The sequence below is a fragment of the Streptomyces tendae genome, assembly GCF_008632955.1.
GTDB lineage: Bacteria > Actinomycetota > Actinomycetes > Streptomycetales > Streptomycetaceae > Streptomyces.
Genome location: NZ_CP043959.1, coordinates 4,010,624 through 4,036,941, shown reverse-complemented (window position 1 = coordinate 4,036,941; position 26,318 = coordinate 4,010,624). Strand labels below are relative to the sequence as shown.

Genomic DNA, 26,318 nt, shown 5'->3' with positions numbered 1-26,318 from the left:
GTTGTGGAGCTGGCGATGGCGGCTGAGGAACTCAAGACTGCGCTCAACCGGCTGCGCCGGGCGCAGGGTCAGATCGCGGGTGTCATCAAGATGATCGAGGACGGACGGGACTGCGAGGACGTCGTCACCCAGCTCGCCGCGGCGTCCAGGGCCTTGGACAAGGCCGGTTTCGCGATCATCGCCACGGGACTGCAGCACTGTCTGACCGATGCGGACATGGCCGCTTCCGGTGACCGGGAGCAGATGCGTACGCGGCTGGAGAAGCTGTTCCTCTCCCTGGCCTGAGCCGGTGCCCGCGGTACCGGATCACCCGCCCGTTCACGGCGGGTGATCCCATGCTGCGGCATGCGAAAGGGGAGGAACCCAAAGCCGGGTCCCTCCCCTTCATCGTGTGGTTCAGCGGTTGCGCAGCGCGGCCAACGACTTGTCGAGGTCGGCCGCGCGGGGACGGTTGTGGGGGAGCCTGGCGAGCATGGCGGCCATGCCGCAGGTGTTGGTCAGGGCGGAGAAGACCAGGCCGGCCGCGATGCCCGCGGAGAGGAGCTGGAAGGCGGGGTGGACGACGAGCCCGAGCAGCAGGCCGAGCAGCACGATCACTCCTGCGGTGAGCCGCACCTGCCGCTCCATTCCCCAGGAGGTACGGGAGGCGCCCTGGGGGCGGTGGAGTTCGTGGCCGTCGGCCGCCCAGGCGCCGGTTCCTCCCGACAGGGTGGCGGCGGTGACACCGTTCTCCGCGAGGATCTTGCAGGCGTTCTCGGAGCGGGCGCCCGAGGCGCAGACGACCAGGACGTCGCCGTGTCCGGTGGCGTGACGGATGTCGGGCAGCGCGCGCCGGATCTGGTCGAGGGGGATGTTGAGCGCGCCGGGGAGATGGCCGCCGGCGTATTCGCCCGGGGTGCGCACGTCGATGACGGTCAGTTCGTGCAGGCGCGTGCGTGCCTCGTCGGTGGCGAGGGCCGTGGGTGTGGTCATGGCAGATGTCATCCTTGCGTGTCGGAGTGGTGGGCTTGATCTCAGGGGAGCCGGCCCCAAGGCGGCCTTGAGATGCGTGGTGGGCTGGAGAAGGTGTCCTGGTCCCTGGTCCAGCCGTTGGCGGCACTGGCGTTCAGACGATCACGTCGACGAGCATGAAGGCCGCCACCGCCAGCAGGACGCCGGCGAAGGTTCTCTGAAGGGTGGTGCCGGAGATCTTCGTCGCGAGTCGTTTGCCGTCCCAGGCGCCGAGGATCGCCGCGCCGGTGAAGGGGCCGATGATCTCCCAGTGGAGCCCGCCGGTGGTGCCGGTGCGAGCGGCAAGCGCGGCGAGTGAGTTCACGGTGATGACGAGCAGGCTGGTGCCCACCGCCCGGCGCATGGCCAGTCCCAGGACACTCACCAGTGCGGGCACGGCGAGGAATCCCCCGCCGACCCCCAGGAAGCCCGTCACGGCGCCGAGTCCGGCACCGGCGCCGGCCGCCTTGCCGGGACGGATCCGGTCCGGCGGCAGGGACGGGGAGGGCCGCAGCATGCGCAGGGCCGCCAGCGCGGCGACGACCGCGAAGGCCGCCGTCAGTAGCGCTTCGGGCAGGCGCCCGGCGGCAGCGCCGGCGAGGAAGGCGGGGACGATGCCCGCCGCGGCGAACAGCGCGCCCGTCTTCCATGCCACGTTTCCGTCGCGGGTGTGGGCGTACAGGGCGGTGGCGGAGGTGGCAGCGACGATGAGCAGGCTGGCGGTGGTGGCGGCGGCCGGAGTGAAGCCGAGCAGGTAGATCAGTGCCGGCACGGCAAGGACGCTGCCACCGCCGCCGAGCGCTCCGAGGGCGAGACCGATGACGGCCCCGGCGACGAGGGCGAGTACGAGTACGGTCACGCTGTTCGGCCGCTGTTCCCGCGTTCGTCGACGACCGGGTGCCCGGCGGCGGCCCACGCGTTCATGCCGCCCTCGACGTCCACCGCCCGCGCTCCGCGTTCGGCGAGAAGACGCGCGGCGTGTGAGGAGCGGTGACCGCTGCGGCAGATCACCACCGGCGGACGGCCCTGCGCCTCGGCCGGCAGCGTGGCGCCGAGGAAGAGTTCCGCCAGCGGTATGTGGACGGCGCCCAGGGCGTGGCCCGCGGTCCACTCGGGCTCTTCGCGGACGTCCAGCAGGACCGCGTCGGCCTGGTCGCCGTGGGGACGGCTGCGTGCCTCGTCGACCGTGACCCGGTGCCCGTTCCGGACAATGAGGGGCATCACGTGCTTCCTTCCTTGTGCTTCCTCGCGGGGGTAACGGCCGGGATCAGCCGGAGGCCAGGGACAGTCCGGCTTCCGTCGCGGCGTCGAAGCCGTCGTCGACGGCGACCACATCCCGGCCGGCGGCATGCAGCAGGGAGGCGGCGATCGCCGCGCGCATTCCGCCCGCGCAGTGCACCCACACCGTGCCGTCCGGCACCTCGCCGATGCGCCCGTGCAGTGCGTGGACCGGGATGTGGACCGAGCCGTCGATGTGGCCGCCCGCGCGCTCCGAGTCCCGGCGCACGTCCAGCACGACCACGTCGTCGCCGCGTCGGCGGGCATCGGCGAGGTCGGCGAAGCGGGCCCGCGGGAAGGAGACGAGGTGCTCGCCTTCACGGACCCAGCCGGCCGGGTCGCCGGTGGCGGCGGCGGCCGGGCGGTCGATGCCCACCCGCGCCAGCTTCCGCTGCGCGTCGGCGACCTGCTCGGGGGTCTCGGCCAGCAGGGTGACGGGCTTCCCCCACGGGATCAGCCAGGCCAGGTAGGTGGCGAGCTTGCCCTCGCCCTCGAAATTGAACGACCCGGCCACATGCCCCTCGGCGAAGGCCATCCGGCTGCGCAGGTCCACGACCCACTCGCCGGCGGCCAGCCGGGAGGAGATCTCGCCTGCGTCGGCACGCTCGGGCGGGGTCAGGTCGACGGGGGCGGGGCCCGCGGCGTTGGCCGGTCCCATGTGCGCGTAGTAGGCGGGCACGTCCTCCAGCCCGGCGAGCATCCGCTGAACGAAGGTGTCCACGTCCAGGGTGAACGCGTCGTTGCTGGTGCGTTCCTTGCCGATGGTGCTCGCGTCCCCGCCGGCCTGGGCGGAGGAGCAGAAGCTGCCGAACCCGTGGGTGGGCAGCACCGGCACGTCGTCGTCCAGTTCGGCGGCCAGGCGGTGGGCGGAGGCGTGCTGGGCCCGGGCCAGCTGCTCGGTGAGCCGGGGCTCCACCAGGTCGGGGCGGCCCACCGTGCCGATCAGCAGCGATCCGCCGGTGAACGCCGCCACACCGCGTCCGACCTCCTCCAGGACGTAGGAGGTGTGGTGCGGGGTGTGCCCGGGCGTGGCGATCGCACGCAGGACCAGGCCCGCGTCCACGTCCTCGGTGTCGCCGTCGGCGACCGGGGTGCGGGCGAAGGAGACGTGCGCCGCAGCCGGTACCAGATAGGCGGCGCCGGTGACACGGGCCAGCTCCAGACCACCGGTGACGTAGTCGTTGTGCACGTGGGTCTCCGCCACGTACGCGATGCGTACCCCGCGTCTGGCGGCGTCGGCGATCACCTGGTCGATGTCGCGCGGCGGATCGATGACCACCGCGGCAGCGGCTCCGCCGGCCAGGTAGCTGCGGTTGCCCAGGCCCTCGAACTCGAGGGTGTCCACGAAGAACACGGCTACGGCTCCTCCACAAGAGACTATGTACCCCGGGGGGTATTCAACGTCCACCTTAACAGGAATACCCCCGGGGGTATTCCTGTGTGAGTGTTCGCCACTGTCCGGCTGCGGCATTGCGCCCACTGCGCCGGGTACCCGCTGGGGTATCAAGGAGCCGGGTTCAACGTTTCACCGAAGGAGCAGCGCACCGTGTCCTACGACCGCACCGTCCGCCTGGCCGAGACCGACTTCGGCACCGCCACCGCCGCCGTCCGCCAAGCCCTGGCCGACCAGGGGTTCGGCATCCTCACCGAGATCGACGTCCAGGCCACACTGAAGGCCAAGCTCGGCCACGACATGGAGGACTACCTCATCCTGGGCGCCTGCAACCCGCCGCTCGCCCACCAGGCCCTGGAGGCCGACCGCTCCATCGGTCTGCTCCTGCCGTGCAACGTCGTCGTCCGCCGCGACGGCGACCACACGCTCGTCCAGGCCCTCGACCCGGGCACCATGGTCACCCTCACCGGCCTGGATGCCCTCAAGCCCGTCGCCGACGAAGCCACGGCCCGACTCGACGCCGCGCTCAGCGCGCTCAGCGCCACCTGACCCCTCCCCGGCTCAGCGTCTGCCCGCCCAGGCACGCGGTGCCGCAGTCCCTCTCCCGGCCGGTGCCGCGCGGCCCTGCCGCACCCGGTCCAGCCGGACGAGGGCTCACCGACGCCCGGCCACAGAAAGCGACCCCGCAGCGCGAGATCAAGAGCGAAGAGACCGACCACGTTGCCGTGGACGGGGGAAGCACACTGGAGGAGAGCTGATGCCGTCGGCTTTCGCGCCCGCCCACGTGGGCAGCTCCACGCTGCCCGAAGAGCGGGACAAGCCGTGACGGCGTGACACGGAGATGTGATGACGAACCGCGTGCACACCATCGGGCATTCGACCCGCACCTTCGACGAGGTGCTGTCGATGCTGCGGAAACATGACGTCACCGACCTGGTGGACGTCCGTTCCTATCCGGCCTCGCGCACGTTCCCGCAGTGGAACCAGGAGGCCGTCATCGAGAATCTCCCACCGGACATCCACTATCGGTGGATCCGGGAGCTGGGCGGCAGACGTCACACCCCGAAGGGCGTCGAAAGCGTCAACACCGCGTGGCGGGTGAAGGCGTTCCGGGACTATGCCGACCACATGATGAGCAGCGAGTTCGCGAAAGGGCTGGATGAGTTGCTCGACCTCGCCGCGCACGGGCGGCCGGTGATCATGTGCAGTGAGGCCGTGCCGTGGCGCTGCCACCGCAGACTCATCACCGACGCGCTGCTCGTCGCGGGTGTCGAGGTCGTACACATCATGTCCGCCACAGTGACCAAGCCGGCTCTCTTGAACGAGAACGCGGACGTTCACCATGGCCGCATCACCTACCCTGCGCCCCGAGGTGCGTGAGATGAGTACGGACATCGTCGCGGAGGTCCGCGCGGAGGTCGCAGCCATCCCGGCAGGCAGCGTCGCTTCCTACGGCGACATCGCGGAATGGATCGGAACGAGCCCCCGGCAGGTGGGACGCGCGATGAGTCTGCTCGACGAAGGCGTGCCCTGGTGGCGCGTGGTCCACGCCGACGGGACGCCCGCGACGTGCCACCAGGGTCAGGCGCCTCGGCTGCTGGCCGACGAGGGGATTCCGATGCGCGGCACACGAGTGGACATGCGACGCGCACGGCACCGCAGAGAGGGGCCCGTCCCGCCGTCGCCGTGATCTCCGACGCGCACGGGAACGGTCCTTCGCAACGGCATACCGACGCCGTCCCGGCCCGCCGGTCAGGCCGGTCAGGCCGGTCAGGACGTCGTCGCGCGGGCCAGGGCGATGGCGCCCGACAGCCGCTCCCCCGCCTCGTACACCATGTACGGCACGCCCCCGTCGGTGCCGAACGACGGCGACGCCGCGCGTCCGTTCTCCGGCGCCGCGCCGCCCGAGGCGTAGAACACGCCGAGGTGGTCGCGGCGGGAGAAGTCGCTGCCCACCTCGGTGATCAGGATGTCGCCGCCGCTGCCCTTGTCGGTGTTGTAGACGACGTACGCGCTGCCGCCGCGGGTGAGCAGGTGCGGTCCGCCGACGTTCACCGCGCCGACCGCGGCGTGGTCGATCAGGGGCCGGTCGGAGAACTCCCAGGTGCGGCCGTCGGGTGACCAGCCCCAGCCGATGTCCCGGTGGTCGGCGGTGGTGTTCCACATGAAGAGCATCACGTAGCGGGCGCCGCGCGCGGGCAGGTCGTGCCGGAAGACCCGGGCGTAGGAGGTCTCGGTGGTGCCCGCCGGCATCATCGACGTGCTGAGGACCGTCTTGTCGTAGGTGAAGTGCACGCCGTCCTTGGAACGGGCGAGGCGGGTGGTGGTGTTCTCGCCGTGGAAGTACAGCCACAGCTCACGGACGTCGGCGTTCCACAGCACGTGCGGTGAGGAGACGTGGCTGACCTTGTAGTGCGGGGACCAGGTGTTGCTCACGATCGGGTTGCCCGGGTACTCCGTGAACGGGCCCTCCAGGGAGTCGCCATGGGCGAGGCAGATGCCGCCCGGCGCGTCGTGCGGCGCGTAGTACAGGTAGTACCGGCCGAGCGGGGCGCTCAGCTTGTCGTAGACCCCGCGCACGCACGGGAAGATGATCTCCCCGGTGGGGTTGTAGGAGAGCTGTCCGGCCGTGAGCAGGGTGCGGACGTGGCGGTAGTCGGGGAAGCCGCCGGGGGCGGCGGCGGCCTGGCCGGCGCCCTGCGCGCCGAAGGCGAACACGGCGCCGCCGGCAGTGGCGGTGCGCAGGAAGGTGCGGCGGTCGAACGTCATGGGGTCACGGCTCCTTCGGACGGGGGGGGCGGGGGTACGGATCGTGTGCGGCTCACAGTTGGGTGGCGGCGGTGACGACCAGACCGCCGAGGGCGACGCACCACACGTAGGGCAGGGTGCGCAGCATCACCTGCTGGGGGCCGACGCCGGAGTACTGCGCCGCCCACACGGTCTGGGTGCTCGTCGGGTCGCTGACGCCGAACACCTGGTTGTAGGAGGCGGTCAGGCCGAGCACGGCCACGGCCGGGTAGATGCCCGCGGCGATGAGGACGCCGGCGATGCCCGCGCCGAGGCCGTAGACGTTGAGCGGCCCGCGGTACAGACACAGCGGCACCAGCAGCGTGAAGACCAGCACGAAGACGATGGGGTTGCCCGGCGCGACGGCTTCGACGAGCGGGTTCAGGGCCTTCACCGCACCGGGAAGTTTCACCGCGGCGAGCAGGACGCCGATCGCGACGAAGAGCGCGATGGGAGGGGCGGCGATCTCGAAGCCTCCGTAAAGGGTGCGCAGGAGCCTCTTGTTGAGGTGCCCGGGCCGGGTCGTGGTCAGCAGGGCCCACAGCACACCGGCGAGCATCGACGGGATGATGGCCACGTCGAAGCCGAGCGCGAGGACCAGCGGCACGAGGGGGGCGACCAGCGCGTACCAGGGGGCGTCGCCCATCCGGCGGGCGCGGGCGCGCCGCCGCTCCCGCGGGCTTCCGCCGCCGTCGCGCTCGGCTGCCGACGCGAGCGACCAGGCGTGTTCGACGCCCTTGCGGCGGGACTCCACGAGCACGAACAGCACCGCGAAGAAGGCCGCGAACGGGAACAGCTTGAGCATGAAACCCTTCACCGTGTCGACGGGCAGTTCCAGCGCGGTGGAGAAGAACTGCCAGACGGGCAGCTCGAAGGGCATGCCGGCGGCGATACCCATCAGAATCGTGCCGGCGGCGGTGGTCTTCGGGACGCCCACCGCGATCATCGCGGGGATGCCGATGATGCCCGCCATCATCGCCGCGGGCGCGGAGCCGGTGACGGTGCCGACGAGGGCGGAGACGGTGAGGACACCCAGGGCGACGACGGTGGGGCGGTCGCCGCCGAACTCGACGATCTTGCGGACCAGGGTGCCCGCGATGCCGGTCTCCTCCATCAGTTTCCCGAGCCACGAGCCGATCAGCACGGCCAGCATGGTCGCGGCGAGGGCCGGGGCACCTTCCTGGAGAACCGTGTCGAGGATGCTGTTCTCCCCGGTGAGCGGCGCTCCGGCGGCGACCGCGATGGCGACGCCGAGGAGGACCAGGGCGAAGGCGGTGGGGAGCACGCGGGCCAGCATGAGCCCGACCCCGGCGAGCATGAGCAGCAGGATGACTATTCCCATGGCGGGCCTCAGTCCTCTCGGAGGGCCTGGACCGCGCCCATCAGCGCGGCGGTGAGCAGGAGCGGGGTGCGGCGCAGGCCGCAGACGGCGCCCGCGTAGGCGTGCGCGACGAGTTCGCCGGCTCCGGCGACGTGCCCGGGGACGCGCAGCGGGCCGATCCGCAGGGCCGTGTGTCCGAGCCGGTCGCGCAGCGCCCGACGCGCGCCGGCGTCCTCGTGCAGCAGGCAGTGGGCCCGCTCGTGGGCGAGGGCCGCGGCCCTCAGGGAGCCGGCGGGGTACAGGGGCCGCCAGCCGAGGAGGTCCACCAGGTGCTCGCCGAGGGCGAGGGTGTCGGTGAACAGCTCAACGGTGGGCACGGGCCGGGAACGGTACCGGGCCAGGAGCAGCCGGTCCGCGCCGCCGGTGGTCTCCACGACGCGCGTCCGCGGGGCTGCGGGGCCGTTGCCGGCCGGTGCGTCGGCGGCCAGCTCCGTGCCGAACTCCGCCGCCGCCCGGGCCCATTCGGCCAGCAGTGTCTCGTCGCGCGTCTCGTGCCCCGGGGTGCTGGCGAGCAGCCGTACGCCGAACTCCGTGTCGTCCAGTGCCGCGAGGCGCGCGCAGGCGGCGCGCAACTCCTCCCGGCGGGCCGGGGAAAGCGTGCGGAGTGGGGAGCCGGCCGGGACCGGGGCCCGGTGTGCGCGGCCTAGCGGTGTCGGTGACTTGCTGCGGCGGGCTCGCGGGTCCGGGGCCTGGTGTGCGCGGCCGGACAGGGCCGTCGCCCGGTGTACGCGGGCGTTCATGTGCGTACCTCCAGGACCGCGACGACCGGCTCGTCGGCCGCGCGGGACCGCAGTTCGCTGCGGGCGAGGGCCAGCAGCGGTTCCGCCTCCAGGACGCCGGAGAGGTCGGCGATGCGGGAGCCGAACAGCAGCCGCAGCGCGGGGGCCCGCACTCCCCCGTCGCCGTAGGAGGTGGAGTCGCGTACCAGGCCCGCGAGGAGTTCCGGCGCCTCGCCGACGGTGGTCGAGGCGACGGTGGCATCGGCCGCGTGCAGCCGCACCACGCCGTCGGCGTCCAGCACCCGCACCGGGTGCCGGGCCTTGCGGAGACGGCGGCGCCGGACGGTGCCGTACACGGTGTGCGCGGGCGTGGCGGCGAGCACCTCGACGGCGGCCGGGTCGGCCCGCAGGCTGGCGGCGGCCAGTTCGAGCCGTTCGGTGTCGTCGGCGCGGTGGGCCCGGTCCTGGGTGCGCAGTTCGGTGGCTCCGGTGGCGACGGCACGTACGGTGTTGGTCTGCGGGTCGACGGTCACTTCCACCTCCACGGCGGCCGGATCGGCACCCTGGGCGACGACGGCGGCCTCGGCCTCGGCGCGCACGCCGAGGATCTGCTCCTGGGTCGCGCCGGGGACGATCCGCTCGATCTGCTCGCGGACGAGGGCGAGGGCCACCCCTATGGGGCTGATGACCTCGTTGTGCCGGGCGATGCGGCCGGGCAGGCCGGTGTCGGCGGCCAGGTGCGGGGTGACCGAGGCGGCGCCGCCTCCCCCGCCGACCAGCACGGCGGTGTCCCTGTCGAGTCCGTAGTCGCCCATCATCGCCTCGGTGACCTGCCGGACCTGCCGTACGCCCGCGTCGAGGAACCGGGTCGCGGCCCCGTCGACGTCGGTGCCGAGGGCGTCGGCGAGCGGGAGGAGTGCGGCGCGGGCGACCTCGGGGTCGCAGGCGGCGAAGTCGCCGGCGGGGACCCGGCCCAGAGCGTTGGCCGCGCAGGTCAGGGTGAGGGCGAAGCGTCCGCCGGCCGCCTCGACGACCACGTAGTCGTCCGGGTCGCCGTCGAGGGGGGACACGGTGGCCAGGCTGGCGCCGGCCAGGTCGTCCAGGGATGCGAAGCAGGCGTACGGCAGGCCGGCGATGTGGGCGCTGCGCGGGCCGACGGCGTGCAGCCGGCCGTCCGCGACGCGGGCCATGGAGCCGCCTCCGACGCCGACGGTGCGCACGTCGAGCGCGGACAGGTACGACGGTCTGCCGAGAATCGTGGCGTGCCGTACGGCGACCTTGCCGCGGCGGACGACGCTGATGTCCGTCGAGGTGCCTCCGGTCTCCAGGAAGACGCCGTCGCTGACCCGTTCCCGCATCAGCGCGCCGGCGACCCCGGCCGCGGGACCCGACAGCACGGTGAGGAGGGGGCGCCGGCGCATCTCGTCCAGCGACATCACGCCCCCGTCGCAGCGCATCACCATCAGCGGTGCCGTCACCCCGGCGGCGGTGATGCCGCGGTCCACCAGGTCGGCGGTGGCGAGCATCCTGGGCAGGATGGCCGCGTTCACCACGGCGGTGCGTGTGCGTTTGCGCAGTCCGTACAGGGAGGTGATCTCGTGCGCGGCGGTCACCGGCAGTCCCCGCTCGCGCGCCACGTCCCGCACGGCGCGTTCGCCGTCCGGGTCGTCGACGCCGAACGGCTCGGTGGCGACCAGTACATGGGCCCCTGCGGCGACGACCGTGTCGACGGCCGCGCGGACGGCCGCGGTGTCGTCGGGGTCGGCGACGTGGGCGTAGTGCAGCGGAAGCGATTTGCCCGGGGTGAGTTCGAGGGAGGCGAGCCCGGCGAGCCGCCGGGTGGGCAGAGCACCGGGACCGGAGCCGATCCCGATCAGGCCGACGGGTGCGACGTCGCCCTCCAGGAGCGCGTTGGTCGCCTGGGTCGTGCCGTGGGCGAGGAACGCGACGTCGGCGGGGGTGCGGCCGACGTCCTTCAGCAGCCGGTCGAGTGCCTCGACGATGCCGTGGGCGACACCGTCCTCGTGGTGGTGGGTGGTGGGAACCTTCGCCTGGGCCACGAGGTCCAGGGTGACGGAGTCGACGGCCACGGCGTCGGTGAAGGTTCCTCCGACGTCGATGCCGACGCGGATACGGTGCGGGTGCGGGGTCGGGGCCATGGGGAAACACCTCCTTGTGTTCGTGCGCACGGCAACGACGGTGCGGTTCGGCGCGGTGGGCCGGTGCGGGGCTCAGTAGCCGCGTACGTCGGGCCAGTGACGCTGCACGCCGGCCCGGTCCAGCACGCGGGTGAACTCCTCCAGCCGCTTGTCCTCCTCCTGGACCTGGTGCGGGCGGACGCCCTCCTCCAGGCAGTGCGCGGCGAGTGCGCCGGCGACCTCGCCGATGTTCCATTCGACCGGGTGGAGGCGGTAACAGCCGTTGGTGATGTGGGTGGTGCCGATGTTCTTGCCGGCGGGCAGCAGGTTGCGCATCCGGCGGGGCAGCAGGGCGCCGAGGGGGATCTCGAACGGCACCGAACCGATGTCGATGTAGGTGTCGCCGCCGGTGGAGGGGTGCAGGTCGATGCGGTAGCCGCCGACACCCACGGAGTCACGGTGGCGGGTGCCCCCGTAGGGGCCGACGAGGTCGATGGCGACGTCGTGCTCGGTGACGGTGGTGACGGCCTTGATACGGCGGGACTCACGGACGTAGGGCGCCTTGGCGAGACCGTCAGTGGTGCCGGTGACGTCGGGGCGCAGCCGCAGGCCGGGGAAGCCGGTGCCTCCGTCGGTCCTGGGCGCCTCGGTCTGGAGCCAGTACAGGACGGACAGGGAGAGCTGTCGGGCCTCCTCGACGGCGGCGCGGGACGTCTCCTCACCGCCGCCGACGAGCGGCTTGAGCCAGTAGTCGTTCAGCGGCCAGTTGACGAGCGTGATGTCGGAGTCGAAGGCGCCGGGGCGGTGCAGGGCGCGGGCCAGGATGCGGCGGAACCCCCACAGTTCCTTGTCGCCGGCGTCGGCGCTCTGGTCGGCGTCGACGCGCAGGGGGTCCACGTCCGGGTTGGGTACGAAGGTGCGCGGCACCGGGGCGAGGGAGCGGGGGTCGGGGGCGAGGAAGCCGAGGAGCGGGCCCGGCCAGAAGTCGGGCCGGTAGGAACGCCAGAAGCCGTAGTCGGCGGGGCGGTCGATGGTGTGGTTCTCGCCCTCGTGGTGGGAGAGCGCGAAACAGACGGTGATGCCCTGCTGGTTGAGGGGGTCGGCGGTGTCCGGGGCGTGCGGCTCGTCGTACTCGGAGCGGGCCTCGGCGCCCACGGCGTGCTCCACATTCGCGAGTTCGAGCAGTTCACCGGTCTCGGTGGCGTCCAGGACGTAGGGGGCGGCGACGGTGTGCCGGGCGCCGTCGCGGACGTCCTCCACGGTGACGGCGCGCAGGACGTCGCCGTCGGTGTGGGCGGCGACCGGCCGGGTGTGGGTCAGCACGGTGAGCCGGCCGGCCGCGATGTGCGGGGCGAGCATCGACTCCAGGACGGTGAGGGCCACCCGCGGTTCGTGGCAGAGCTTGCTGACCCGGCCGGCGCCGGGGTTCAGGTGGGGCAGGTCCCGGGCCTCGGCGCGGAGCGGATACCACTGCCGGTAGTACGCGCGGATCCCCTCGCGCAGCGCCCGGTAGCCGGCCGTGACACCGAACTGCTCGACCCACGGGTGCTCGTCCGGCGGTACGGCCTGGGCGGTGAGCTGTCCGCCGATCCAGTCGGTCTCCTCGGTGAGGACGACCGTGCGTCCGGCGCGGCAGGCGGCCAGCGCGGCGGCGACGCCGCCCGTGCCGCCGCCCGTGACGAGGACGTCGGTGTCGGTGGGGGTTCCGGTGGGGATGGGCATACGGTGCTGGCTCCTCGCGGGGTGAACGGCGTGCGGTGGAACGCCGTGGTGCGGGCGTGGTGGAGGCGGTGGGACGGGCCGGGGGGTGAAGTGAGCCGCGGTGGTCCGTCGACGCGTCGCGACGGTTCCGTCGGGGTGGGGAAGGCCGTCGACGGCGTGCGGGGTGACGTCAAAGGGTGAGGGGTGCGGTGTGCGGGGTGATGTGGGCGGGCGGGTCGGGCGGAGGTCCGGTTCGGTGGTCCGGGCGGGCCGTCACCCGCCGGCCTCCGGGTCCTGTCGGGGTGCGCGGCCGGGTGGCGGGCCGGTGGTGGGTCCGGGGCGGAAGGCACAGGCCACCAGGGGCTCTTCGTGCTCCTGTCCGGACATCTGGGCGATGAGCAGACGGACCGCGGCTGCGCCCAGGTCGGCACGGGGCACGTCGAAGCCTGTCGGTGACTGGGCGGTGGCCAGATCGGCGGGCGGGGACCCGAGCAGGGCCAGGGACAGGTCACCGGGCACGTCGAGACCGGCCTCGGTGACGGCGGCCTGCAGCGCCCGCCAGACCGCTCCGCTGTCGGTCTCCTCGGTGACGAAGGCGGTGACGCCCTCGTCCAGTCGCGTACGCACCCACTCCGGGGTGATGTCGGCCTCGGGGCGCGAGGTGCGCACCACGACGGCCCGGTCGTCGGCACGGTCCTGGTGGCCGTACCGGGCGAGCCCGGCGCGGAAGCCTCGCTCACGGTCGGTGGACGCCAGGGCGTCGTCGTCCTCGCGCACGAACAGGAGGCGGGTGTGCCCGAGTTCGGTGAGATGCCGGACGACGTGGGCGGACGCGGCGACGTAGTCGGCGCCGACCCAGGCGAGTCCCTGCGGCTCGTCGCGGCGGCCGATGTGGACCGCCGGGTAGCCGTCGGCGACGAGCTTGCCCAGCTGGTCGTCAGGGACGTGACGGCCGAGGAACAGGCATCCGTCCGCGAGCCGCACCCGGTCCAGCGCTCCCGGCTCGTGCGCCTGGGCGCCCCCGGAGCTGGAGCCGGTGAACAGCACCAGGTCGTACCCCTGGGCGGCGGCCTCCTGCTCCACGCCGACCAGGAACGGGTAGTAGGAGTGCTCCACCGCGGTCGGGAAGGTCGCGGTGAAGCTGAACACGCCCAGCAGGTTGTTGCGGGCCGCGGCAAGCCTGCGGGCCGCGGGGTCGGGCACGTAGCCCAGTTCCCGCGCGGCGGCCAACACCCGGGCGCGGGTGTCCTCGTGCAGGGCGATGCCCTGCTTGTTCCCGCCGAGCACCAGCGACACCGTCGTCTGGGACACGCCGGCGAGCCGGGCCACCTCCGCCTGACGGGGCCGACCACGACGCGGCCGCGACGGCACCTTTTCAGCCATGCTCAACCCTCCGGACGGCTCGCGACTAATGCGCATTAGCGGGGGGCCGGACGGGACTCCGGGGGCACTAATGCGGATTAGTGAGCAACAGTGCTCCTGCCCGGCAGGCCGGTCAAGGGACCAGGGACGACTAATAACCGACTAATATTCCGCACCCTCGCTCTGCTGGGCAGTCGGTGCGGGTCCTGTACGTTCTGCGCGTGAACCGGCCCGGACGAACCCCGCCGTCCCGGCCGACGGGCGACGTACCCGGCCATCACACCGACGCGGGCAGCGGAGTTCCCGTCTCCGTGGCCAGGGCAGCGAGCAGCCAGTCGTGGGCGGTGCAGGGCGTCGTTGCGGCCGCCGGCCCGACTCGGTGGCGACCTCGGCCACCAGGTCCAAGTACCGGTCGATCCGCGGGTCGCCCGCGAGCTGCCTGGCCGGCCGGCGTCGAAACTGCGGCTGTGCTGGACGCCGCACGCGTGTGTGTACGCGTCGACCAAGCTGTCCAGGGCCTCGCCAGGCCGTGGGTCCCGCTCCCGCTGGTTGCTGTGAGCCTCGCCCCCGCGTAACACCCCTCACGCCAAGATTTGCTGTGTCGGTGAGCTGGCGATGGCCGGCCTGAAGGGCCGGCGCTTCATGCGGTAACTCCACTGCAGCACCAACCGCATCATCAACGACGTGAAAGCCGTCCTGGTCCTTCACCGCGCCTCGGCGTGAGGTGGAGACGCTCAGCTTGTCCTTCAACCCGCTGCCTCCTGTGGCCGGAGGTCAGAGTGTCGGTGACCGGTGATACCTGTAGGGCATGGAAGATGCGTCTCCGGGTGCGACAGCCCTCCTGCGAGAAACCTTTCCGGCGGAGGTCCGCCACAGCCCTTTGGGCTGGGAGGCGGTTCGGGCATGGGAGCGCAGGAACGGTGTGGTGTTGCCTGAGCCGTACCGCACCCTCGTGGCCGAGATCGCGAACGGTACGGACGACGGGCCGCCTGAGGAGGGTGGTCTGCTGTCCGTGGGGGAGAAACCAGACAGCTGGCCCGTCTGGGAAGCGGACTGCTGGATGAGCCCGGAGCCGTTCGACGGCACCACCGTACGCACACCCGGTCAGCCGTTCCCCCTCGAGGAGGAATGGCAGTGGGAGTACGACTACCACGACCACAACCGGCACTCAACTCTGTTGCACCAGAGCTACCAACACGGCTCCGTGCTGCTGGGCAGCGACAGGCCCGGCGAGTACTGGACGCTGGTGGTGACCGGGCCACAACGCGGTCGGGTGTGGTGGCTCAGAGGCGGATGCGCTGCACCGTATGTCAGCTCCCCGTCCGATCAGCCTGGGGGCGATTTCCTCCACTGGGTGAGGGACTGGCACGTCGGACAGGGCTGGTGGCGGGCCGAGTAGCACCACCTCAGACCACGGTTTCGACCACTCGATCATGCAGAGCGGCAGGCCCTTCCTGACCAGTGGACCGCTTCGACTACTACCGCCTGCTGGAACGCGTGTACCGGGGTGAGGCCACGGTCGAGGACATCAGGAACAGTTCCGAGCGGTTCGACAACCACTACTACGCCAGCCCTCTCTGACAGGCAAAGACAACCGCGACCTGACCACCGTCCGGCGGCGCACGACACCCTGTTGAGCGGCGCGAAAGGCGGCACATCTTCTCGGCAGCCCCTGCTCCGCCGAGGCGGGCGGCAGGATGCCGTCGGCCGTGAGCTCGGCCGACTGTGGTCGCGTGGCCGGCGACAGCCGCCGACCGGCGCCGTGATCAATGGCTTGATTTCATCTACCACCTATCAGCGGCGGCCACGAAGGATACGCATGTCCGGGCCTCGATCGAGGCCCGGTCCGTTCGAGTCCGTGCAGTCCCACCACCCAAGGGAGAAGCATGCGTACCGAGATCGTTCTGTCCCAGGACGCCCCCGAGCTCGACCTCGACCTGGATCTGCGGGTCTCCGATCTGCCGGAGCAGGCCGAGTCGTTCGGGCAGGGCACCTACACCTCGCCGAGCAGCTACGCCATCGGCACGCGCTGCCCCGTTTGTTGCTGACGGGCTGAGGCCCCTTGGGGGCTCTTCCGAGCGGGGCGGTGCCGGTACACCGCCCCGCTCTTCCGTACGACGGCGGCGAGGAGCACACACGTGGCGGCGGAGTCCGAAGCCCACCGGGCGTTTTCAGCATTCGAGGTACGGGAGCCCGTGCTCGTCCGTATGGCGAGCCGGCCGCGCGGCACCGTTCTGGCGGGCGTCGACGCCGCCGATCCGGTGCCCGGAGCACGGCGGCTCGCCTCCGATCCCCTGCTCGGCCAGGCGGTCCGGGTGGCGAGCGGTTCGCCGGCCCACAGTCTGGACCGTCTGACGACCGACGAGGGCGTGGCCGCACTGGGTCGCAAGCGGACCGTGAGCGCCGCGCGGACCCTGACGCGGTACGCCCGCCGCGCCGCGGCGCGTCCGACGCCGTTCGGTCTGTTCGCGGGTGTCGGCAGGGCACGGTTCGGTTCGGCGGCGAAGGCGGAGCCGGGTACCGGTGAGGTCGCGGTGCGGCTCGACGGGGCGTGGCTGCGGCGCCGGGTGCTGGCGTGGCTCGCCGAGCCCTCGGTACGGCGGCGCGTGGACGTCGTCCTCAACGACCTGTCGTTCCTGCGGGACGGTCGGCTGCATCTGCGCACCGGCGGGCAGGAGCAGTCGGTGCGGGACAACGCGCTGGTCGGCGCCGTGCGTGAGCAGGCCAGGACCCAGGTGCCGTACGCCCGTCTGCTCGCCTCGCTGGCCGAGCGCTTCCCGTCGCTGGACGCCGAGCAGCTCGACCGTCAGCTGGCGGAGCTCGTCCGGCACGGCTTCCTGCTCACCTCGATCACCCCGCACCGTATCGACACAGCCCTGCTCGACGGCATCGAGGCGGCCCTCGACGGAGCGCTGCCCGACGACGCCCGTGCGCTGCGGGAGCTCAGGGCCGCTTGTGCGCGGCATCAGGAGGACCCCCCTGGGCTGGGCGGTGACTCCTGGCACCGGCTGCTGGACAAGGTGCGGTGCCTCGACGTTCCCGGCGCGGCCGGGGACACGCGCGGCCGGCCGCCCGTACACGTGGACCTGCGCATCCCCGGCGAGTTCGTCGTTCCGGAGACGGTCGGCCAGGAGGTGTGCCGGTACGCGGGCGCGATCTGGGCGATCACTCCGGAGTGGACGACGCTGTCGTACATGCGGGACTACCGTGACCGTTTCATCGAGCGGTACGGCACCGCCTGCGCCGTTCCGTTGGGCGAACTGGCGGACCCGCACCGGGGGCTGGGTCTGCCTCCGGAGTACGGCTCGGAGCCCGCCTACGCACGCACCGGCCCCGGCGACGAGGCGGACGGTCCCCGGCGGGCGCTCGTCGGGGAGCTGATCCAGGAGGCCGTCCTGTCCGGCGGTGACCTGGTGCTGACCGACGACGTCGTACGGCGTCTCGCCGACGTCGCCCGTCACGATCCCGAGGCCGCGCCGCCGCGCGGTCTCGAACTCTGCTTCCAGGTGCTCTCCGACAGCACCGCCGCCCTGGACCGCGGCGAATTCCAGCTGCTCGGGAGCCCGCACATCGGTGCCTGGGCGGCCGGCGCCACCGCGGGGCGGTTCGCGGAGGTCACGGGTCTCACCGGTGAACTGTCCCGGCTGGCCTCCGAGACGTCCGGCGCCTCGGACGGTGAAGTGATCGCCGCGCAGGTCGAGTTGCTGCCCCGTGAACCACGCGGCCTCAACATCGTCCAGGTGCCCCGGCTGCTGCCGTACCGCATCCCCGTCGGCGTGCCCGACGACCGGGACGATCCCCGTTGCCTGGACTGGCGCTCGCTGCTCGTCGCCGCCGGTTCCGACGGGCTGCGGCTGTTGCACCCCGACAGCGGCCGCCCGGTCCGTCCGGTGCTGCCGCACATGCTGGCCCTGGACACGCAGGCTCCGCCCGTCGCGCGGTTCCTGATGGATCTCGCGACGGCGCGGCCGCGGGTGTGGTCGGGCTGGGACTGGGCGGGGCACGAAACCCTGCCGTATCTGCCCCGCGTCCGGTACGGCCGGGTGGTGGTGATGCCCAAGCGGTGGCTGCCGGGGCGCCGGCTGCGCGACGCGGCGCGGGCCAAGGGCGCCGATGTGTGGGACGAGGGCCTCGATGCCTGGCGCCGGCGACTCGCCGTACCGGACCGGCTGCAGATCGCGCGCAACGACCAGATGTACCCCGTCGACCTGCGCGACCGGTGGGACCGGGACCTGCTGCGCGCCGAACTGACCACTACCCACCCGCGGTTCGTGCTCCACGAGGATCTGACGGCCGACGGCGCGGGGCTCGGCTGGAACGGCGGCCACAGCACGGAGATCGTGGTGCCGCTCGCGGCAGCGCGGCCGTCCGGCGGGCGTCCGGCGACGGCCGGTGACGAGCGGGCGCGTACCGCACCGCCCGTCCGGCGCGCTCCCTCGCGGTTTCATCTGCCGGGCGAGGACTGGCTGTTCGTCAAGTGGTACGCGGAGCCGTCGGCCCACGCCGCCTTGCTCGCCGATCATCTTCCCGCGGTGCTCGCCGAGGCCGAGGACGACGTCGACCGCTGGTTCTTCGTCCGGTACCAGGATCCCGAACCGCATCTTCGCCTGCGCTTCCACGGTGAACCCGGGGCACTGAACGGCCGGGTGCTGCCCACGCTCAGCCGCGCGTCGCGTGTACTCGTGGAGAACGGGGCGCTGCGGTCGATGTCTCTCGACACCTACCGGCCCGAGAGCGACCGGTACGGAGGCGAGGCCCTTCAGGAGGCCGCCGAGCGCCTCTTCCGCACGGACAGCCTGTCGGCGATCGTGCAGGTGCGTGCCGCACGGGGCGCCGCGCGGGTGCTCTCCGCCGACGTGCTCGCCGGAGTCGGGCACGCGGTGCTTCTGGAGTCCCTCGGGGACTGGGACTGGTGCGGCTGGGTCGACCGGATGTTCACCAAGACCGAGGAGCACGAGGTCTACCAGCGGCACCGGGCCCTCGCCGACCGCCTGATCCGGCCGGGGAGCGTGGTGGTGTCAGCCGCGGAAGCGCTGAGGGCACCCGCGCTGGGCGCGCTGTGGTCCGAGGGGCCCGAGCCGCGTGCGTACGGGCGGTTGATCCTGTCGGCCCCGGCGGCCGACCGCGACGAGGCCCTGCTGTCGCTGCTGCACATGCGGCACAACCGTCAGTTCGGTATCGACCGGTCGGCGGAAGCGCGCGGGTACGCGGTACTGCGGGGCGCGGTGCGGAGTCATCTCGGGCGACGGCGGCACGGCAGCGCGGGCGGGAGCGCACGATGAGTGGGGCAGACGTGACCTCCGGCGGCGGAACTCGGGTACGCGTGGACGGTGTGCCGACGGCGAGACTCCGGGAGTGTGCCGGCGCCGTGTCCGGCGACATCCTGGACCGGCTCGCCGACCCCGCAGCCACGATCGCGGCCACGCGCATCCCCGCCGAGGCCGCTGACGACGGGCGCGCCGAGCCGGTCTGGGCGGAGCTGACCCTGGGCAGCGGCACTCCCGGGCTGGCGCTCGCCTTCGCGGGGGCCGCCCGCGACGCGGCGCGGCAGGTGCCGCGCGCCCACGCCTATCTCACGGCGGGCACCCGCGCGGTGTCCGGTGGGTCCGTCGCCGCGAGCGGCATCTTCAAGGGGCCGGGTGCCCTGGCGTTCGCCGTGCTGGTCGCTCACCGCACCACCGGCGGGTACGTCTCCGCGCTCGAGCGGTTCGACGCCTACCAGCGTGATCTCGTACGGACCGTCCTGCCGCCCGTCGAGGACCGGCCGCTGCCGACCATCGGGCACTACGAGGTGGTCCGTGGTCTGACCGGAGTGGGCCGGTATCTGCTGGCGCGGGCGGAGACCTGTGAGGAGCCGCTGCGGGCGGTCCTCGGCCACCTTGTGCGCCTGTCCCTCGGCACCGTGGAGCACCAGGGCGCGCGAGTGCCGCGCTGGTGGGCTCTGGACGCCCCTCGGATCGGCTCGGAGACGGCGTTCCCCGGCGGTCACCTCAACCTGGGTCTGTCGCATGGCGTGGCGGGACCGCTCGCGTTGATGGCCTTGGCGTGGGAGCAGGGTGTGCGGGTGGCGGGGCAGCGGGAGGCGATGGAGGCGACGGCCGGCTTGCTGCGGACGTGGGCGGTGACGGACCGGCACGGTCTCTTCTGGCCCGGTTATCTCTCCTTCGCCGAGTGGTGTCGCGGACCTGCCGCCTATGACGGAACGGCCAAGTGGCCGGGATGGTGCTACGGAGCGCCCGGTGTGTCCCGTGCCCTGCAACTGGCCGGGCGTGCCCTCGGCCGGACGGACCTCTCGGACCTCGCCCGAGCCTCGGTGGAACGGCTGCTCGTCCTCCCCCGGTCGGACTGGGGCGTCAACGACCATGCTCTGTGCCACGGTTGGGCCGGGGCCCTGCACCAGCTCGGCCGGCTCAACGAGGAGTGGCAGGACCCGCGGCTCGCCGTCCTGCGGGACGACATCGCCGCCGAACTCGTCTCCGCCTTCGATCCGGCGCTGCCCTTCGGACTGAGGTTCACGATGACGAAGGTGCCGTTCGGTTCCGACGTCTCCGGTTACCTGGACGGGGCCGCGGGCGCGGCACTCGCCTTGGACGCGTACGCGGTGGACGGCACGCCGGCCGACTGGGACATGCCCCTGATGCTGGCCTGACGCGGGCGGCGGGCCGGGCGTGGGCGGCGGGGCGGGCGTGGCCGGCGCGCCGGCCAGGTCTTCCGTCACCGTCCGGTCGGCACCCACGTGAGGGCTACGGCGGAGCTGCTCACGCCCTGGTATCGCCAAGCGCGTTCGCCTTCCGTCAACTTCTCGCGCGGTGGCGGGAGAAGTCCGTGGACGAGGTCCTCCGGCCGGCGTGTCGGGGCCGACGACACATCGCCGGGTTCCGCTGCTCCGGTGAGGAGGGGGTCCCGGGGCCGTCGTCAACGACGCGCCAGCGCCAGCATGCTCAAGCCGAACATCAGCACCCCCAAGGGAAGATGGACCGACGGAACGTGCGCGATCCCCAACACGACCTGGAGGGAGGCCAGTGCGAGAAATCCCGACGCGTACCAGATCGGCCGGGGCGAGCCGCCCCCCGGCTTCCACGCCAGCACCGCGGCGAGCACGTACAGCATCGACGCCCCGTACATCACGCGTGCTCCGACGCTGTGCAGCGTCTCCCCGTAGGACGCGGTCAGGAGCAGTCCGGCGGAGACCGCCTGAAGAAAGATGGTCAAGGTCTGCAAAGCGACCGCGAACCGCAGGAACGAGGTGCCGCGTTGCGCCTGAACCGTCATCTGAGTGGCCATGTCCTAATCCCCCTGCTCTCCCCTCGGGCCGCGCCGAGGGGTATGGATCGACAGCGTTCACCGACATGACGACGCAGGCAGCCGAAAGGTAAGGCGAGGGACAGCAGGGAGCATGGGAACCGTGGAGACAAGCGCAGCCGATGCGGCCACCGACCGACGGCAACTGATGAGTGTGGCCTACCGGTTGCTGGGGTCGGTGACCGAGGCCGAGGATGCCGTACAGGACGCCTACGCACGCTGGTACGGGCTGCCGCGAAGCCGACGGGAGGAGATCCGTTCCCCCGCCGCCTGGCTGACGACGGTGACCAGTCGTATCTGCCTGGACCTGCTCGGCTCCGCGCGGGCCCGCCGCGAACGCTACGTCGGCGCGTGGCTGCCGGAGCCGCTGCCCGACCGCACCGAGTGGGAACGCGCGGACGGCGTCGACCCGGCGGGGCCCCAGGACCCCGCCGACCAGATCGTCCTCGACGAGTCGGTGACCACGGCCTTCCTCGTCGTCCTGGAGTCGATGACGCCCGCCGAGCGGGTGGCGTTCGTCCTGCACGACGTCTTCCGTTACCCGTTCGCGGACATAGCCGATGTGCTCGGGCGGACCCCCGCCGCATGCAAGCAGCTGGCGGCGTCCGCACGGCGGCGGGTGAGCGTGGCGCGCACCCCGGTCAGGACAGCTCAGGCCGACGTGGTGAGACGCGTCAAGGAGGCGTGGGAGAACAAGGACGTCGCGGCCCTCGTGGGTCTGCTCGATCCGGCAGCGGTGATGACGGCCGACGGCGGCGGCATGGTGGGCACCGTGCTGCGCCCGGTCGAGGGCGACGCCCGCATCGCCCGGTACATGGTCGCGATCGCGGACAAGGCGCCGGGGCTCGAACTGCTGCAGCGGTCGGTCAACGGAGTGCCGGGGCTGGTGGCCCGACGTGACGGGGTCGTCGTCACCGTGGCCTCGTTCGACGTGGTGGACGGGAGCGTCACCCGCATCTGGGTGGTCCGCAACCCGGAGAAGCTTCGGTCGTGGGCCGTGGCGGGCTGAGGTCAGGACATGTCCGACGCGGAGCAGGAGACGGCTCACTGTTGACCTCGCCGGTCCGCTGCGACGTAAGCCGGCCGGATGGGGTGGCGGCGTGGTTGGGCGGCGGCCCCGCTGGGCGGTTGGACGGTCGGAGGCTTGGGCGGTTGGGCAGTTGGGCGGCGACACGCTCAACGCGCGCCTGGCCGCGACAGGGGCTTGTGCGGCACGGGGTCAGGCCGTGCCGCACAAGCGGTCAGTGGCCGACGCCTGCCGTCTCGTTCCGCGGCACGGCGTCGGATTTCGTGCGCAGGACCCCGGCGCCCACGGCGGTGGTCATGCACAGCAGGGTCAGCAGGATGAAGGTGTGGTTGAGGGCCACGACGTGGGTCAGCCAGCCGATGACGGCGGGGCCGGCGAGCATGCCGACGTAGCCGAGCCCGGCGACGCGGGAGACGTTCGCGCCCGCTGCCGCCGGGTCGGCGTGCCCGGCCGCACTGAACAACTGCGGGACGGTACCGGACAGGCCCAGACCGAACAGCGCCCAGCCGGCGAACGCGGTCCACATCCACGGCCCGAGGGCCACGAGCGTGATGCCTACGGCGGCCGTGATCGCGCCGTGGCGCAGCACCGCCATGGAGCCGAACCGGGCGACGACACGGTCGGCCAGCAGACGGCCGATGGTCATGGCCGCCGCGAAGGTGCCGTAGGCGAAGGCGGCGGTGCTGGTGGACGCGCCGAGGACGTCCCGCAGGTGCAGCGCGCTCCAGTCGTTGGCCGCGCCCTCGCACAGCATGACCATCAGCGCCAGGACGGCGAGGAGCCAGACGCGTCCTCCGGCGCTGCGGCCCGCAACGGCCGGTGACGCCTGCGTCTCCACCACGGAGCCGTCCTCGCCGGTCGCGGGGGCGGCGGGCATCAGGGCGCGTACCGAGACCAGGGCGATCACAATGCTCACGGTTCCGATCGCGGCCATGGTGGCGACCGGGCTCACCCCGGCGCTCGTCGCCCCCGCCGCGACAAGTGCGGCGACGACTCCGCCGACGGAGAAGGTGGCGTGGAAGCCCGACATGACGGGCCGGCCGTACGCCTTCTCCACGTGCACGGCGTGGGCGTTCATGCTCACGTCCAGGCCGCCGTTGCAGGCGCCGAAGACCAGCAAGGAGCCCGCCAGCGTCCACGGATCGTGTGCGAGGCCCGGCAGCACCAGGGAGGCGCCGCACAGCACGGCGGTGGCGGGAACCACGACACGCGCGCCGAGCCGGTCGGTCAGTGGACCGGCCACCTGCATCCCGGCGAAGGCGCCGAGCCCGAGCAGTACGAGCAGGCCGCCCAGCGTCGCGTGACTGATGCCCACCCGTTCCTCGACGGCCGGGATGTGCACCACCCAGGCGCCCATCAGGGTGCCGCACAACACGAAATAGACATACGTCGCCACACGGGCGCCGAGAAGCGAGCGTTCCATGCCGCCCACCGTAACGAACAGATCGGATGTTCGGTAGCCCGCGTAACGAACATCTTGAGTGTTCGGTCCCGGGTGGTGTTCAATTCCGGCATGAGCAACGCAGACCGGCACGGGTTGATCACGAAAGTCGTCAGGGACTCCGGTGGTGCCACGGTCCAGCAGCTCGCGGAGCTGACCGGAGCCTCGGAGATGACCATCCGGCGCGACCTCGACACCCTGGCCGCCCAGGGCGTCCTCGAACGCGTCCGGGGCGGGGCACGGAGCCTGCTGCTCAGGGGCGAGGAACCCCCGTTCGCGCTGCGCGCCCACGAGGCGGTCGACACCAAGCGGCGGATCGCCGCCAAGGTCTCCGCTCTCATCGCCGACGGCGAGAGCGTTCTGCTGGACAGCGGCACGACCTGCCTGGAGGTCGCCCGCCTTCTGCGCGAGCGGCCCGTCACCGTGATGCCTCTGTCCCTCCAGGCCATCCAGCTGTTCGGGGCGACACCCGGTCCGGCCACCCTGGTGGTGCCCGGCGGTCAGCCTCGCGCCGCCGAGGGGGCCCTCACCGGCCCTCTCACCCTTGCCTCCTTGGCGGCCCTGCGTTTCGACACCGCCGTCATCGGCTGCTGCGGTCTGAGCGCGACCGACGGTCTGACCGCGTACGACCTCGACGACGCCGCGGTGAAGAAGGCGGGCATCGCCTCCGCCCGCCGCACCCTCCTCGCCTCGGACGGCAGCAAGTTGGGCCGCACCGCCTTCGCCTACGTCGGTCCCTCGACCCTCCTGCACACCCTCGTCACGGACACCACCGCACCCGCCGACGAGGTGACGGCGCTCGAGAACGCGGGCACCATCGTCACCACCGTCTGACCACGCACGCCTGGAGTCGCCCCCAGCCCAAGGCCGCTACGGCCAGCATGGTTGCACGCAGGATCCCAAGGGAGGAACACGTGACCCTTCACGCTGTACGTCTCGACGTGGCCGCAGCAGCCATGGTGGTGCTGTCCGTCGACAGAGTCGTCACTGACTGGACGGCCCGCCACTTCGGGCAGTGGTGGACCGCCGGCGGGGCTGTCCGCTGGGAGCGACGACTCGACCTGCATGACGCCCTCGTCTCACTCGCCTATGGCCTCATCTGCTGGAGACGCCTCAAGACGGCTGGTCCAGGTCGCCCATTAATTGCTTTGCCTGGAAGGCCGCGATCTGGTCCGCTACCGAGAACTCTGACGCACAGGCCGGACAGGTCGTGTGGCCGAACAGATGGGTCAGATGGTCTGCGACCGCTGGCTGCTCGGCCCTGACGGCCAGTCCGTGCATCCTTGACGCCAGCGGTGGCAGGTCCGCGGGGGGCTGCCCTGCGAACCTCGGTGAGTATGGGGCCCTCGTGGCCGACAACCCGAAAGTGCGCGTTCGGGTCCCGATGGCGAGTGCCTCGGAGTCTGCGGGAGAGGTCGATCTCCAAGCTCAGTGCACAGGACGGGCACACCACGGGGTACTCATCGCGGCGCAGGTTACGCCTCCAGATAGGCACCCCCTCAAAAGCCAGAAGGTGCTCCAACCAGTACAGAAAGTCGTCTTCATCGCCCTCGAAGGGCCTTGCAGTCACGTGGTTCTGCGTCAGCTGGTGCAGCTCGTTGATCGCAGCCGGGTAGCGCGCCTGGACGTAGCCAGGCTCGTGAAGCTGCTGTTCCTCGACGACGATGCGGCCAGCCAGCCCAAGCGCCTGCCAACTGCCGCCCGGCTTGCGACCGGTAGCGATGTCCGCCAAAACGGGCACGGCGGCAAAGCTAGCCGAGTACACCGACCTCTGGTGGTAGAGCGAGGCCCAAAACTCATCCCACGCCTCGTCAGCCAGCTCGGGATCACCGATCTCATCGAAGAGCCGTGGTAGGTCGGATGCGAATCCATAGGCGTGCTTCAGACGCGACCAGTCCAGTGTCATGCCCACAATCATCCCAGCAGCATCCGACCGGCGTACCCCACCAAGATCGTGTTACGAGTTCTTAGGGGCGACGGTTCCTGCCGACGGACGAGGACGGAGTCGGCAGGAACCGTCGCTCACGATCAGGGGTTCCAGTAGACGTCTACGAAGGCCCGGTCGAAGCGTCGTGCTGCCAGGTCCTCGCGCTGGATCACCCAGTGGACGGTTGAGCCCTCATAGCCCGCCACGTCCTCGCCGGCGAACCAGTCGGCGAGCAGTACCCAGTCCGCGGGGTCGGCCGAGGCCGCTGCCTCCCAACTGCCCGACGCCGCCGCGTGCTTGACGGCTGACACGGCGGCCTCCACCGGGTCGGCGTACACGGCTTCCTCGTCCGCGTAACCGCCGAGCTGCATCGGCCCCGCGGGGGCGATGTCGTCCCGCGTCTTCTCCCAGACCCTGACGAGTTCTTCAGCACGGGGGTGGCCGGGAAGGAGCACAGAGCGCCGCTCCCCGGGAGGAGTGAAGTGCGCGTGGTACGGGAGCGACACGTCGATCCGCGCGCGCAGCGATCCCTGAGGGTAACTGTCGAACATGGCCCGGTACTCGTCCACGTCTCCGGGGTTCCAGGACTCGTGCTTGTCCCGCTCCGTGACGGTCGCGCCCTCGGGAACGTACACCACCTGGCCTGCGGATTCGGGGAAATCGCCTTCGGGCCAGGCGAAGAAGAGCAGGTGGCCGTCGGGTGGCAGGGGCAGGTCCGTCCCGTCGGCCGGAAGGGCCGCGAGGTCGATGGAGGCGACAAAAGGGTCCCCGGGGGTGGGCATGTCGGCAGGAAGCTCGAGCGGGCCGCCGAACCGGCCCACGACGGGTTCCGGCCCGTCTTCGCGTGTCAGAGTCACGCAGGGGCGAGCGGT

General features: G+C 71.9%; 24 protein-coding genes and 1 pseudogene. 12 read left to right on the top strand and 13 right to left on the bottom strand.

Features of this window, described 5'->3' with window-relative positions; all coding sequences use genetic code 11:
• Positions 1-3 precede the first annotated feature (3 nt).
• Positions 4-285 (top strand): metal-sensitive transcriptional regulator, encoded by a 282-nt coding sequence (locus F3L20_RS18505; RefSeq protein ID WP_033274251.1) that lies wholly within the window; start codon positions 4-6, stop codon positions 283-285.
• A 111-nt stretch (positions 286-396) separates the two neighbouring features.
• On the opposite strand, the gene F3L20_RS18500 is transcribed toward F3L20_RS18505, so the two are convergent.
• The 4 genes from F3L20_RS18500 to F3L20_RS18485 all read right to left on the bottom strand — a co-directional run bounded on the left by F3L20_RS18500 (position 397) and on the right by F3L20_RS18485 (position 3,622).
• Entirely contained in the window at positions 397-972 is a 576-nt protein-coding gene (locus F3L20_RS18500) for a rhodanese-like domain-containing protein (protein ID WP_150155319.1), read from the bottom strand.
• A gap of 133 nt (positions 973-1,105) precedes the next feature.
• Complete coding sequence (locus tag F3L20_RS18495; protein WP_150155318.1) at positions 1,106-1,849, bottom strand: sulfite exporter TauE/SafE family protein; 744 nt, start codon at positions 1,847-1,849, stop codon at positions 1,106-1,108.
• Positions 1,846-2,211: a rhodanese-like domain-containing protein gene (locus F3L20_RS18490; protein WP_167534550.1), complete on the bottom strand. Its 366-nt coding sequence runs from the start codon at positions 2,209-2,211 to the stop codon at positions 1,846-1,848. The genes F3L20_RS18495 and F3L20_RS18490 overlap by 4 nt, the downstream gene beginning before the upstream one ends.
• A gap of 46 nt (positions 2,212-2,257) precedes the next feature.
• The gene (locus F3L20_RS18485; RefSeq protein WP_150155316.1) at positions 2,258-3,622 is read right to left on the bottom strand and encodes an MBL fold metallo-hydrolase; all 1,365 of its coding nucleotides are present in this window, start codon (positions 3,620-3,622) and stop codon (positions 2,258-2,260) included.
• Positions 3,623-3,814: 192 nt separating this feature from the next.
• Here F3L20_RS18485 and F3L20_RS18480 point away from each other — a divergent pair, with 192 nt between their 5' ends.
• From F3L20_RS18480 to F3L20_RS18470, 3 genes are all read left to right on the top strand, one after another.
• Positions 3,815-4,210, top strand: coding sequence for a DUF302 domain-containing protein (locus tag F3L20_RS18480; RefSeq protein WP_150155315.1), 396 nt, complete (start codon positions 3,815-3,817; stop codon positions 4,208-4,210).
• 297 nt (positions 4,211-4,507) lie between these two features.
• Positions 4,508-5,041: a DUF488 family protein gene (locus tag F3L20_RS18475; protein ID WP_150155314.1), complete on the top strand. Its 534-nt coding sequence runs from the start codon at positions 4,508-4,510 to the stop codon at positions 5,039-5,041.
• Between the two features lies 1 nt (position 5,042).
• Entirely contained in the window at positions 5,043-5,351 is a 309-nt protein-coding gene (locus F3L20_RS18470) for an MGMT family protein (RefSeq protein WP_150155313.1), read from the top strand.
• A gap of 80 nt (positions 5,352-5,431) precedes the next feature.
• Here the strand turns inward: F3L20_RS18470 and F3L20_RS18465 are convergent, their stop codons facing one another.
• From F3L20_RS18465 to F3L20_RS18440, 6 genes are all read right to left on the bottom strand, one after another.
• Positions 5,432-6,430, bottom strand: a complete 999-nt coding sequence (locus tag F3L20_RS18465; protein ID WP_033274257.1) for a hypothetical protein — start codon at positions 6,428-6,430, stop codon at positions 5,432-5,434.
• 52 nt (positions 6,431-6,482) lie between these two features.
• Entirely contained in the window at positions 6,483-7,790 is a 1,308-nt protein-coding gene (locus F3L20_RS18460; RefSeq protein WP_150155312.1) for a TRAP transporter large permease subunit, read from the bottom strand.
• 8 nt (positions 7,791-7,798) lie between these two features.
• On the bottom strand, positions 7,799-8,401 hold the full coding sequence (locus F3L20_RS18455) for a hypothetical protein (protein ID WP_150155311.1): 603 nt from the start codon (positions 8,399-8,401) through the stop codon (positions 7,799-7,801).
• 164 nt (positions 8,402-8,565) lie between these two features.
• Entirely contained in the window at positions 8,566-10,707 is a 2,142-nt protein-coding gene (locus tag F3L20_RS18450; protein ID WP_150155310.1) for a hydantoinase/oxoprolinase family protein, read from the bottom strand.
• A gap of 72 nt (positions 10,708-10,779) precedes the next feature.
• The gene (locus F3L20_RS18445) at positions 10,780-12,408 is read right to left on the bottom strand and encodes an FAD-dependent oxidoreductase (protein ID WP_150155309.1); all 1,629 of its coding nucleotides are present in this window, start codon (positions 12,406-12,408) and stop codon (positions 10,780-10,782) included.
• 252 nt (positions 12,409-12,660) lie between these two features.
• A complete protein-coding gene (locus F3L20_RS18440) occupies positions 12,661-13,770 on the bottom strand; it encodes a LacI family DNA-binding transcriptional regulator (protein ID WP_150155308.1) in 1,110 nt (369 codons plus the stop codon).
• Positions 13,771-14,701: 931 nt separating this feature from the next.
• Here F3L20_RS18440 and F3L20_RS18430 point away from each other — a divergent pair.
• The 5 genes and pseudogenes from F3L20_RS18430 to F3L20_RS18410 all read left to right on the top strand — a co-directional run bounded on the left by F3L20_RS18430 (position 14,702) and on the right by F3L20_RS18410 (position 20,398).
• Positions 14,702-15,148 (top strand): SMI1/KNR4 family protein, encoded by a 447-nt coding sequence (locus F3L20_RS18430; protein ID WP_240810687.1) that lies wholly within the window; start codon positions 14,702-14,704, stop codon positions 15,146-15,148.
• 62 nt (positions 15,149-15,210) lie between these two features.
• Positions 15,211-15,330 (top strand): annotated as a pseudogene (locus tag F3L20_RS18425) (cupin domain-containing protein); the annotation flags it as partial.
• Between the two features lie 305 nt (positions 15,331-15,635).
• Positions 15,636-15,797 (top strand): SCO0268 family class II lanthipeptide, encoded by a 162-nt coding sequence (gene lanA, locus F3L20_RS18420; protein ID WP_058915350.1) that lies wholly within the window; start codon positions 15,636-15,638, stop codon positions 15,795-15,797.
• Between the two features lie 90 nt (positions 15,798-15,887).
• Positions 15,888-19,031: a lantibiotic dehydratase gene (locus tag F3L20_RS18415; RefSeq protein WP_150155306.1), complete on the top strand. Its 3,144-nt coding sequence runs from the start codon at positions 15,888-15,890 to the stop codon at positions 19,029-19,031.
• Positions 19,028-20,398 carry a lanthionine synthetase C family protein gene (locus F3L20_RS18410; protein WP_346768022.1) on the top strand — a complete coding sequence of 457 codons (1,371 nt, stop codon included), beginning with the start codon at positions 19,028-19,030 and terminating at the stop codon, positions 20,396-20,398. Before F3L20_RS18415 ends, F3L20_RS18410 begins: the two co-directional genes overlap by 4 nt.
• 266 nt (positions 20,399-20,664) lie before the next feature.
• Here the strand turns inward: F3L20_RS18410 and F3L20_RS18405 are convergent, their stop codons facing one another.
• A complete protein-coding gene (locus tag F3L20_RS18405) occupies positions 20,665-21,033 on the bottom strand; it encodes a hypothetical protein (protein WP_150155305.1) in 369 nt (122 codons plus the stop codon).
• 112 nt (positions 21,034-21,145) lie between these two features.
• Between F3L20_RS18405 and sigJ the strand changes: the two genes are divergently transcribed.
• Positions 21,146-22,060, top strand: a complete 915-nt coding sequence (gene sigJ / locus F3L20_RS18400) for an RNA polymerase sigma factor SigJ (protein ID WP_150155304.1) — start codon at positions 21,146-21,148, stop codon at positions 22,058-22,060.
• Positions 22,061-22,292: 232 nt separating this feature from the next.
• Here the strand turns inward: sigJ and F3L20_RS18395 are convergent, their stop codons facing one another.
• A complete protein-coding gene (locus F3L20_RS18395; protein WP_150155303.1) occupies positions 22,293-23,501 on the bottom strand; it encodes an MFS transporter in 1,209 nt (402 codons plus the stop codon).
• Positions 23,502-23,591: 90 nt separating this feature from the next.
• On the opposite strand from F3L20_RS18395, the gene F3L20_RS18390 reads away from it, so the two are divergent.
• Both F3L20_RS18390 and F3L20_RS18385 read left to right on the top strand, forming a co-directional pair.
• Positions 23,592-24,353 carry a DeoR/GlpR family DNA-binding transcription regulator gene (locus F3L20_RS18390; protein ID WP_150155302.1) on the top strand — a complete coding sequence of 254 codons (762 nt, stop codon included), beginning with the start codon at positions 23,592-23,594 and terminating at the stop codon, positions 24,351-24,353.
• A 736-nt stretch (positions 24,354-25,089) separates the two neighbouring features.
• Positions 25,090-25,374, top strand: coding sequence for a hypothetical protein (locus F3L20_RS18385; protein ID WP_150155301.1), 285 nt, complete (start codon positions 25,090-25,092; stop codon positions 25,372-25,374).
• A gap of 173 nt (positions 25,375-25,547) precedes the next feature.
• Here F3L20_RS18385 and F3L20_RS18380 read toward each other — a convergent pair whose 3' ends face one another.
• Positions 25,548-26,267: a DUF1963 domain-containing protein gene (locus F3L20_RS18380; RefSeq protein WP_431193196.1), complete on the bottom strand. Its 720-nt coding sequence runs from the start codon at positions 26,265-26,267 to the stop codon at positions 25,548-25,550.
• Positions 26,268-26,318 lie beyond the last annotated feature (51 nt).

What these genes read in the sequence shown, in the direction of transcription:
- F3L20_RS18440 (WP_150155308.1), bottom strand. Translation starts at nt 13,770, where the DNA reads ATGGCTGAAAAGGTGCCGTCGCGGCCGCGTCGTGGTCGGCCCCGTCAG.
- lanA (WP_058915350.1), top strand. Translation starts at nt 15,636, where the DNA reads ATGCGTACCGAGATCGTTCTGTCCCAGGACGCCCCCGAGCTCGACCTC.
- F3L20_RS18500 (WP_150155319.1), bottom strand. Translation starts at nt 972, where the DNA reads ATGACCACACCCACGGCCCTCGCCACCGACGAGGCACGCACGCGCCTG.
- F3L20_RS18475 (WP_150155314.1), top strand. Translation starts at nt 4,508, where the DNA reads ATGACGAACCGCGTGCACACCATCGGGCATTCGACCCGCACCTTCGAC.
- F3L20_RS18490 (WP_167534550.1), bottom strand. Translation starts at nt 2,211, where the DNA reads ATGCCCCTCATTGTCCGGAACGGGCACCGGGTCACGGTCGACGAGGCA.
- F3L20_RS18470 (WP_150155313.1), top strand. Translation starts at nt 5,043, where the DNA reads ATGAGTACGGACATCGTCGCGGAGGTCCGCGCGGAGGTCGCAGCCATC.
- F3L20_RS18405 (WP_150155305.1), bottom strand. Translation starts at nt 21,033, where the DNA reads ATGGCCACTCAGATGACGGTTCAGGCGCAACGCGGCACCTCGTTCCTG.
- F3L20_RS18460 (WP_150155312.1), bottom strand. Translation starts at nt 7,790, where the DNA reads ATGGGAATAGTCATCCTGCTGCTCATGCTCGCCGGGGTCGGGCTCATG.
- F3L20_RS18395 (WP_150155303.1), bottom strand. Translation starts at nt 23,501, where the DNA reads ATGGAACGCTCGCTTCTCGGCGCCCGTGTGGCGACGTATGTCTATTTC.
- sigJ (WP_150155304.1), top strand. Translation starts at nt 21,146, where the DNA reads ATGGGAACCGTGGAGACAAGCGCAGCCGATGCGGCCACCGACCGACGG.
- F3L20_RS18465 (WP_033274257.1), bottom strand. Translation starts at nt 6,430, where the DNA reads ATGACGTTCGACCGCCGCACCTTCCTGCGCACCGCCACTGCCGGCGGC.
- F3L20_RS18390 (WP_150155302.1), top strand. Translation starts at nt 23,592, where the DNA reads ATGAGCAACGCAGACCGGCACGGGTTGATCACGAAAGTCGTCAGGGAC.
- F3L20_RS18445 (WP_150155309.1), bottom strand. Translation starts at nt 12,408, where the DNA reads ATGCCCATCCCCACCGGAACCCCCACCGACACCGACGTCCTCGTCACG.
- F3L20_RS18450 (WP_150155310.1), bottom strand. Translation starts at nt 10,707, where the DNA reads ATGGCCCCGACCCCGCACCCGCACCGTATCCGCGTCGGCATCGACGTC.
- F3L20_RS18410 (WP_346768022.1), top strand. Translation starts at nt 19,028, where the DNA reads ATGAGTGGGGCAGACGTGACCTCCGGCGGCGGAACTCGGGTACGCGTG.